This window comes from Brevundimonas sp., from assembly GCF_023259385.1.
GTDB lineage: Bacteria > Pseudomonadota > Alphaproteobacteria > Caulobacterales > Caulobacteraceae > Brevundimonas.
Genome location: NZ_JAHFPF010000157.1, coordinates 1 through 8,295 on the forward strand (window position 1 = coordinate 1; position 8,295 = coordinate 8,295).

An 8,295-nucleotide genomic window follows, 5' to 3' on the forward strand; every position below is an offset into this window, starting at 1 on the left:
GGCCATCGGCAGGCCCGAGGTCCTCGCCGTTTCTTCGCCTAGGCTCAGCATCTTCAGGCCGGGCGCGGCCAGGGCGGCCAGACCGGCGGACAGCGCGACGGCGGGGGTGACCCACAGCACGTCGATCCAGCTGCGGTTCTGCACCGAACCCAGCAGCCAGCTCATCACCTCGGCCGAGGCGATGGGCGACGGCGACAGGTTGAAGATCAGGGCGGTCAGGGCGCCGGCGAAGCTGGAGATCGCCACCCCGAACAGGATCAGGGCCTCCGGCGCCCGCACCCGGGCCGAGAACAGGACCAGCAGGCCGCCGGCGACGCCCGCGCCCGCCAGGGCCGAGACCTCGACCGCCCCAGGCACGCTCGCCGCGCCCAGCACGATGGCGCTCGCCGCGCCCAGCGCAGCCACGGCGGACACGCCCAGCACGCCGGGATCGGCCAGCGGATTGCGCAGCAGTCCCTGCATGACCGCTCCGGCCAGACCGAGGGCGGCGCCGACCATCAGGGCGGTCATGGCGCGGGGCGCCCGCACGGCCCACAGCACCTCGCTGGGACCCGAGGTCGGGTCGCGCAAGGCCTCGCCGAACTGGGCCAGGGTCAACGGGCTCTCGCCGAACAGCACGGCCAGGGCCAGCGCGGCGGCGATGGCCAGCGACAGAATGAGGATCAGGCGTCCGCTCACGATCCGCCCTCCGCCAGCATCGCGGCGGCGTCGGCGGCGAACCAGGCCGGACAGGTCAGGGCGGCGGCGGGCAGCCGCGCGGCCACCCTGCCCTGCGCCGCCTTGCGCACGACCGGATGTCGTCCCGGACCGCGCCAGTCGCCGCGCGCCTGGTCGAAGAAGCCGAGCACGAAGCGGACGGGCGGAAACAGGGCGACGCGCTCGACGCTGACCGGGTTGAAATAGGGCTTGTCGGCGGCGTTGCGGAAGCCGGCGGCGCTGAAGATGGCGTCCACCAGCGTCTCCTTGCCCGCCGTGAAGCCGCCCGGCGTCAGATACAGGGCCGTGGGCCGCGCGGCGGTCTTGGGCGCCGCCTGCAACAGCCGCGCGTCCATCCGCTCGATCAGGGCCTCGCCGCGGTCATGCGCGTCCAGCGCCTGCGCCACGCTGCGAATATTGGCGCGTATGCCATTGAAATCCGAGGCGTCGCTGATGATCGCCGTCGGCGTGCCGCGTGCTTCCAGCCGGGCCAGAAGCCGGGGCTCGCCGCCCCAGTAGCGAACGACCACATCCGGCCGGAAGGTCACCGCGGCCTCCAGCGTGGGCCGAACACGCGCCCTGCCCCGGGCCGCCTCGCGCAGCCAGGCGTCGGGATCGTCGGCGCGCGGCGACAAGGCCAGCTCCGCATCGGGTCTCAGGGCCAGCACATACTGGTCGGCGCACTGGTCCAGCGACAGAATCCGCGTCGGTCGGGCCTGCGCGGTCCCGGCCCCAAGGATCAGCAGCCCCCCGGCGGCGACGGCCGCCAGCCGCCTCAAGACTTGAGCAGGCCTGTGAACAGCCCCTCCAGCAGGGTCGTCACCAACTGGTCGCGGTCGACCCAGTCGAAATAGGGTTTGGAGATCATCAGCGAGACCGCGCCGTGCCCGCCCGCCCAGACGGCCTGGGCCGTGGTCTTGGCGTCGTAGCGCAGCCGCCCGGCGGCCTCCAGCTCATCGATCACGTCCTCGAAGGTGCGGAACAGCTCCACTCCCATCTCGCGCGCCGCCGACTGGGCGCCCTCCCGCAATTCGATCGGGCGGGTCATGTAGACCAGCCGGTAGGCGTTGGGGTTGGCGAAGCCGAACTCGACATAGGCGCGCATCATCTCGCGCATCCGCTGTTCGGGCGAACGGGTCTCGGCGATGATGACCTGGTTGGCCTCCATCAGGGCTTCGAAGGCTTGCCGGCAGATCTCCTGCAGGATTTCGCCCTTCTCGGAAAAATGCATGTAGAGGGCTGTCGAGGACAGCCCGACCTCGTCGGCGATCTTGCGGATCGTGGCGCCCTCGTAGCCGTGCTCGACGAAGATCCGTTCCGCCGCGGCCAGGATTTCGGCGCGCCGCTCGTGGCCCTCGCCCTTGGGCTTGCGCGCGGATCGGGAACTGACGGGGATAGCGGTCACACGCGGCTCCGAATACGTCTGTCCCTTGAATAGCGGTAATCGGGCGGCAGCGCCAAGCGGTTGCGAGGGGTGATGTTTCTACGTTAACCATTACGTGTGAGGGCGAATACAGACAGCGAAAACGGGAATTCGGACCTGGTTCGGTCCGCCGCGTTGCCGCCTGCGCTGAGCGCGGCGCGCCGAGGCCTGTCGCCGGGACAGTGGATCATGGTCCTCGTCCTGATCGCGGGCGCGGTCTGGCTGATCGGGCGCGATCCGGCCGGAGCCCTCTTGGCGCTGGAGGTGTCGGCGGGCGCCGCCTTCCTGTTCGTGGCGGTCTGGCGGTGCCTGCTGATCCTGGTTCGCCCTGCGCCCGCGGTGGAGACGCCGCCGCCGGACCTGTGGCCCCGTTACACCGTCCTGGCCGCCCTGCATGACGAGGCCGAGGTGGTGGATCAGTTGATCACCCGTCTGGCGGCCATCGACTATCCGCCAGACCGGCTGCAGGGCATGCTGGTGCTGGAGGCGCATGACGGCGCGACCCTGGCCGCCGCCCTGGCGGCGCCTCGCCCCGACTGGCTGGAGATCTTCATCGCGCCGCCGGGCCGGCCAGGCACCAAGCCACGCGCCCTGAACTGCGCCCTGCCCTACGCCGCCGGCGACCTGCTGACGGTCTACGACGCCGAGGACCAGCCCGATCCCGGCCAGCTCAAGGAGGCGGCGGCCCGGTTCCTGGCGGACGCCGGCGGGCGGCTGGCCTGCCTGCAGGCGCCGCTGCGCATTCGCCCCGCGCCGGGGTCGCGCTCGTCCTTTCTCGATCGGCAGTTCGCGGCGGAATACGCCAACCTGTTTGAGGTCGTCCTGCCCGGCCTGACCCGGCTGGGCCTGCCGTTCCCGCTGGGCGGGACCAGCAATCACTTCCGGATCGATGTGCTGCGCGGCCTCGGCGGCTGGGACTCGTGGAATGTGACCGAGGATGCGGACCTGGGCTTTCGCCTGTGGCGCGGCGGCTGGCGGATCGGGGTGATCACCCGGCCCACCTGGGAGACGCCGCCCGGCCCCCTGCACGACTGGCTGCCCCAGCGCACCCGTTGGCTGAAGGGCTATCTGCAGACCTGGGGCGTGCACACCCGCAATCCCGGCGCTCTGGGCCCGCGCGGACTGTTCGCCCTGATCATAACGCTGGGGGTCGGTCTCGCCTCGGCGGCGCTCTATGGGCCGACCCTGTGCTGGGTGCTGGCCTCGGTGCTGGTGTCGACGGTGTCGGGCCTGTCGCCCGAGACGCCGCGCCTGGCCTTGAGCGTGCTGGTCCTGGGCGCGGCGTCGGCCTGGCTCTCGTGCGCGCTGGGCGCACGGCGTGCGGGCGTTCCCTACGGACCGCGGGACATGATCGCCGCGCCCGCCTACTGGAGCCTGCTCAGCCTGGCCTTCACCCAGGCCCTGTGGCGTCTGGTGTTCGAGCCCTTCGCCTGGGACAAGACGCGGCATCGGCGCGACATCCCGGCCGTCCGCGCTGACGCCGCGCTGGACGAGGCGGGGTCGCACCGCCTATCAGCGACCCATGCCGCCACGCCTGAACCCGTCGCCTGAAACGCTCTTCACCCGAGGCTGGGAAGACTACGCCCTGCTGGACAGCGGTCACGGCCGCAAGCTGGAGCGCTATGGGCGCTTCACCGTCGTGCGGCCCGAGCCCCAGTGCTTCTGGGCGCCGCGCGATCCCGCCGCCTTCGACAAGGCCGACGCCGTGTTCGATCCGCAGGCGCAGGAGGACGACGACGACGGCCGCTGGCGCTTCTCCGGCCGGCCGGTCGAGACCTTCCCGCTCGCCTGGCGCGACGTGCGCTTCACCGGCCGCTTCACCCCCTTCCGCCACCTGGCCTTCTTCCCGGAACAGGCGGCGAACTGGGAATGGCTGGATGCGCGGGTGCGCACTCTCTCGCGCTCAAGTCGCCCGAAGGGCGATGGCGCAGCGAAGAACGCGCCCAAGGTCCTCAACCTGTTCGGCTATACCGGTGTCGCCAGCCTGGCCTGTTCGGCGGCGGGCGCCGAGGTGACCCACGTCGACGCCTCCAAGAAGTCCGTCGCCTACGCCCGCGAGAACGCCGAGCAGTCGGGACTGGCCGACCGCCCGATCCGCTGGATCGTCGAGGACTGCCGCAAATATGTGGCCCGCGAGGTCCGGCGCGGCGTGAAGTACGACGGCATCATCCTGGACCCGCCCAAATACGGGCGCGGGCCGACGGGCGAGGTCTGGCGGCTGTTCGAGGACCTGCCCGGCCTGCTGAAGGACTGCGCCGCCCTGCTGTCGGACGACGCCTCCTTCCTGCTGCTCAACGCGTATGCCGCGCGCATCTCGGGCCTGTCGCTGGCCCATCTGATGGCGGAAGCCACGGCGGACCGCGGCGGCGTCATCGACTGGGGCGAGCTGGCGCTGGCCGAGCATGGGCCGGACGGTCGAGCCATCGGCCTGAGCTTCTTCGCCCGGTGGAGCGGGCAATGACCGATCGCCTGATCACCTCCCTGACCAACGACACGGTCAAGAATGTCCGCGCGCTCAACATGCGCAAGGAGCGCGAGAGCACGGGCCGCTTCCTGGCCGAGGGACTGAAGTTCATCGGCGAGGCGCTGGATCAGGGCCGCACGCCCAAGCTGCTGCTGGTCGGCATGGAGGCGCGCGAGCATCCGCTGCTGGACCGCGCCAAGGCCGAGACCCGCGCCGCCGGCGGCGAGGTCGTCATCGTCACCCATCCGATTCTCGAGAAGATCAGCCGCCGCGACAATCCGCAGACGGTCCTGGGCGTGTTCGAGCAGGTCTATACGCCCCTGTCGGCCATCCAGCCGAACAGCGCCCCCTGCTGGGTGGCGCTGGAGCAGGTCCGCGACCCGGGCAACCTGGGCACGATAATCCGCACCGCCGATGCGGCGGGCTGTGGCGGGGTGATCCTGATCGACGACTGCGTCGACCCCTATTCCACCGAAGCCGTGCGGGCGACCATGGGTTCGGTCTTCGCCGTAGCCATCGCAAGGGCCACCTCGGCGGAGTTCATCGCCTGGCGCCAGTCGTGGCCAGGCAGCGTCATCGGCACCCGACTGGACGCGACCCACGGCTATCGCGACGCGGCCATCCAGCATCCGGCCCTGGTCCTGATGGGCAATGAGCAGGCCGGGCTGACGGATACGCTTGCCGCCGCCTGTGACGTCAACGTTAAGATCCCGATGCGCGGCCGTGCCGACAGCCTGAACTTGGCCATCGCCACGGGCGTGATGGTCTATGCGGTGACCGACGCGGCCTGACGGCCCGCGCCTGTCCGTAGTTTAACTTGCCGGACGCAGGCCTGCGTCACAGCTTCACCGCCATGCGCATCCTGCTGATCCTCGCCGCCCTGCTTCCCTTCGCCGGACCCGTCCACGCCCAGACGCCTGACCTGCCGCCCGCGGCCTTTCGCGCCGACGCCCTGTCGATCGAGGGGCTGATCAACGGTCAGTACGCCTATCTGGACCGCTTCCCCGGCGGCGTCATGCCGATGAGCGACGTCCTGCGGGCCGAGGCGTCGGCGGTGCATGACCGGTCGTCGCTGCTGCTCTACGCCGAGCACGCGATCACGGCGCTGGCGGACCACCACGCCATCACCGGCAGTTCCTTCAGCGACAGCCGGGCGCTCGTCCCCAGCTATGCCGATCTGTGGATCGAGACGCAGGGGCGGGCCTGGCGCATCACGGCCGTACGCGAAGGCTCTCCGGCCGAGGCGGCGGGGGTGCGTCCGGGGCAGGCGCTGGAGGCCGTGGGCGGCGTGGCGACCGGCGACGCGGTGCGCGCCTTCTGGGGCGAGCTGGGGCTGGAGCCCGGCGGTGACCGGGACGGCTTCGCGGCCCGGGTGCTGGCGGCGGGCCGACGGGACAGGGAACGGGACCTGACGATCTCAGGACGACGACTGACCCTGCCGAACCTCTATGCGACCGGCGGCGCGGATCGGCCGCCCCTGACGGTCAGCGAGACAGGCGGTCGGCGGGTCATCCGGTTCAACGACTCGTTGGGCGACAACGACACCGTCGCGGCCTTCGACGCCGCCATGGCCGGCGCCCGGCCCGGGCAGCCGATCCTGATCGACGTCACCGACACCGCCAGCGGCGGCAACACGGTCGTGGCCCGTGCGGTGATGGGCTGGTTCGTGACCGAGGCCCGCCCCTACCAGATCCACAACCTGCCCTCGGAAGAACGGGAGACCGGCGTGCCGCGCCAGTGGATCGAGCAGGTCCTGCCCCGCCCCGGTAAGCATCACGACGGCCCGGTCACGGTCCGCGTCGGGCGCTGGACCGGCAGCATGGGCGAGGGCCTGGCCATCGGCTTCGACGCCCTGGGCGCGCGGGTCGAGGGCGGCCGGATGGCGGGCCTGCTGGGCGCCGTCTATGACCTGCGGCTGGAGAACTCCGGGCTGACGATCAAGATCCCGGCCGAGCGGCTCTACGCCGTCGACGGGACGCCGCGCGAAGCCTTTGAGCCGCGCCGATGACGGCGACCGGGGATGAGCGCTTGAGGCGGACGCTGCTGATGATCCTGCTGGCCGTTCTGGCCCTGCCGGTGATCGCCTTCGCGGCGCTGTGGATCTGGGTCGCGTCGACCCAGGGGAAGCCGCCGGCGATGTTTGCGGATGTCCCGCAGGACTTCACAGACGACCAGCTGTGGGTCGCGCGGATGAACGTGACCTTCCCGACAGGGACGCCGGAAGCCGTGCTCGTGCAGCGGCTTCGCAGCGAGGGGTTCGAGGTCGACCCCCTATCCCGCGAGGGCAGATACGAGTGGGGCAACGGAATCCCCTGCAACCATACGGTGGAGGTGGGGTGGTCCGCCGACTCCGGCCGGATCACGGCCGGCCGCGCCCGCTACATGAACGCCTGCTGGTAGCCTAGAAGCTGCGTCCGTCCACCCGTTGGGCGGTCCAGCTGAAGGGCTCGAGGTCGGTCAGGGTGCGGATGTTGATCGCCACCATGGGATCGCCCTTGGGCGTCTTGCCCTCGGCGAACGGCTGGACCCCGCACGTGTCGCAGAAGCGGTGCTGGATGTTGTGGGTGTTGAAGGTGTGGGTGCTCATCGCCCCCTCGCCCGCCTTCAGGCGGAAGGCGTCGGGGCTGACGAAGGTCAGGACCAGCCCCTTGGGGTAGCAGTGCGAGCAGTTGCACTCGATCAGGCCCTGCAGGTCGGTATCGACCTCATAGGCCACGGCGCCGCAGTGGCAGGAACCCTGGTGGGTCTTCGGTTCGCTCATCACGCATCCTCCAGATAGCTGACGCCCGGGGCCGACTTCAGGGCGCCGCGCAGGGCGCCGTCGAGGCGGTAGCGGCCGGGCAGCTTCATCTCGACCTCGCGGCGGCCGTCCAGGGCTGCGACCAGGAAGACCTCACCGCCCTTGCCGCCCTCGGCGGCGGCGCGCTCCAGCCGGGTGCGCAGGGCCGCGGCGTCGGTGGCGCGGGCCGAGACGTGGATCCGCAGGCCCATGCGGCCGTCGTCGATCAGCGTGTCCAGCCGGCTGGCGTCGTCGCCGAAGAAGCGCACCTCGCCGTCGGCGCTCTTGGCCCGCACCTTGACCATGACCGAGGCGCCGGGCTCCAGCACCTCGCGGCATTTGCGCAGCTGTTCGGGCGGGAACAGGCATTCGAACTCGCCGGTCGGGTCCGAGAAGGTGACGAAGGCGAACTTCTCCCCCGTCCGAGCGCTGGCCCGCTCCTGGCGGCGGCGGACGACGCCGGCCATCATGAACGCCTCGTGGCCGCTCTCGGCCAGGGCCGTGGCCTCGGCGACGAAGGTGACGCGCTTGCGCTTGAGGGCCGGCGCCATGTCCTCCAGCGGGTGGCCGGACAGGTAGAAGCCGACGGCGGCCAGTTCCTGATCCAGCTTTTCGGGTCCGACCCAGGGCTCGACGGGCGTGAGGCGCGGACGGCCCGCGGCGACCTGATCGCCGCCGAACAGCGAGACCTGCGACGAGGCGCGCTCGGCGGCCACGCTCTGGCAATAGGCGATCAGCTTGTCGGCCTGTTCGACCAGCTGGCGGCGGTTGGTGTGGAAGCCGTCGAAGGCGCCGGCGCGGGCGAGGTTCTCCAGCGCCCGCTTGTTGACGAATTTCGGATCGACCCGCTCCAGGAAGTCGAAGATGTCGGTGAAGCGGCCCCCGGTCTCGCGCACCTCGACCAGGTGCTTCATGGCCTCCAGCCCGACGTTG

General features: G+C 71.0%; 10 protein-coding genes. 5 read left to right on the plus strand and 5 right to left on the minus strand.

Annotated features, from left to right (window positions below):
- The 3 genes from Q0C81_RS12420 to Q0C81_RS12430 form a co-directional block, all read right to left on the minus strand.
- A partial coding sequence (locus tag Q0C81_RS12420) for an iron chelate uptake ABC transporter family permease subunit (RefSeq protein WP_291838267.1) occupies window positions 1–681 on the minus strand: 681 nt, incomplete at its 3' end.
- Window positions 675–1,475, minus strand: coding sequence for an ABC transporter substrate-binding protein (locus Q0C81_RS12425; protein ID WP_291838240.1), 801 nt, complete (start codon window positions 1,473–1,475; stop codon window positions 675–677). The genes Q0C81_RS12425 and Q0C81_RS12420, both read right to left, overlap by 7 nt.
- Window positions 1,472–2,101, minus strand: coding sequence for a TetR/AcrR family transcriptional regulator (locus Q0C81_RS12430; RefSeq protein ID WP_291838243.1), 630 nt, complete (start codon window positions 2,099–2,101; stop codon window positions 1,472–1,474). The genes Q0C81_RS12425 and Q0C81_RS12430 overlap by 4 nt, the downstream gene beginning before the upstream one ends.
- A gap of 207 nt (window positions 2,102–2,308) precedes the next feature.
- Here Q0C81_RS12430 and Q0C81_RS12435 point away from each other — a divergent pair, with 207 nt between their 5' ends.
- From Q0C81_RS12435 to Q0C81_RS12455, 5 genes are read left to right on the plus strand one after another with little or no spacing between them, the layout of a single operon-like run.
- Window positions 2,309–3,670: a glycosyltransferase family 2 protein gene (locus tag Q0C81_RS12435; RefSeq protein WP_291838246.1), complete on the plus strand. Its 1,362-nt coding sequence runs from the start codon at window positions 2,309–2,311 to the stop codon at window positions 3,668–3,670.
- Window positions 3,642–4,580: a class I SAM-dependent methyltransferase gene (locus Q0C81_RS12440; protein WP_291838248.1), complete on the plus strand. Its 939-nt coding sequence runs from the start codon at window positions 3,642–3,644 to the stop codon at window positions 4,578–4,580. The genes Q0C81_RS12435 and Q0C81_RS12440 overlap by 29 nt, the downstream gene beginning before the upstream one ends.
- Window positions 4,577–5,374, plus strand: coding sequence for an RNA methyltransferase (locus tag Q0C81_RS12445; RefSeq protein WP_291838252.1), 798 nt, complete (start codon window positions 4,577–4,579; stop codon window positions 5,372–5,374). Before Q0C81_RS12440 ends, Q0C81_RS12445 begins: the two co-directional genes overlap by 4 nt.
- Before the next feature lie 26 nt (window positions 5,375–5,400).
- The gene (locus Q0C81_RS12450) at window positions 5,401–6,591 is read left to right on the plus strand and encodes a peptidase S41 (protein WP_291838256.1); all 1,191 of its coding nucleotides are present in this window, start codon (window positions 5,401–5,403) and stop codon (window positions 6,589–6,591) included.
- A gap of 20 nt (window positions 6,592–6,611) precedes the next feature.
- Complete coding sequence (locus Q0C81_RS12455) at window positions 6,612–6,983, plus strand: hypothetical protein (protein ID WP_291838259.1); 372 nt, start codon at window positions 6,612–6,614, stop codon at window positions 6,981–6,983.
- Window position 6,984: 1 nt separating this feature from the next.
- Here Q0C81_RS12455 and Q0C81_RS12460 read toward each other — a convergent pair whose 3' ends face one another.
- Together Q0C81_RS12460 and Q0C81_RS12465 are read right to left on the minus strand one after the other, a co-directional pair.
- Entirely contained in the window at window positions 6,985–7,344 is a 360-nt protein-coding gene (locus Q0C81_RS12460; RefSeq protein WP_291838262.1) for a GFA family protein, read from the minus strand.
- A partial coding sequence (locus Q0C81_RS12465) for an OB-fold nucleic acid binding domain-containing protein (protein ID WP_291838264.1) occupies window positions 7,344–8,295 on the minus strand: 952 nt, incomplete at its 5' end. The genes Q0C81_RS12465 and Q0C81_RS12460, both read right to left, overlap by 1 nt.

What these genes read in the sequence shown, in the direction of transcription:
- Q0C81_RS12435 (WP_291838246.1), top strand. Translation starts at nt 2,309, where the DNA reads ATGGTCCTCGTCCTGATCGCGGGCGCGGTCTGGCTGATCGGGCGCGAT.
- Q0C81_RS12440 (WP_291838248.1), top strand. Translation starts at nt 3,642, where the DNA reads ATGCCGCCACGCCTGAACCCGTCGCCTGAAACGCTCTTCACCCGAGGC.
- Q0C81_RS12445 (WP_291838252.1), top strand. Translation starts at nt 4,577, where the DNA reads ATGACCGATCGCCTGATCACCTCCCTGACCAACGACACGGTCAAGAAT.
- Q0C81_RS12460 (WP_291838262.1), bottom strand. Translation starts at nt 7,344, where the DNA reads ATGAGCGAACCGAAGACCCACCAGGGTTCCTGCCACTGCGGCGCCGTG.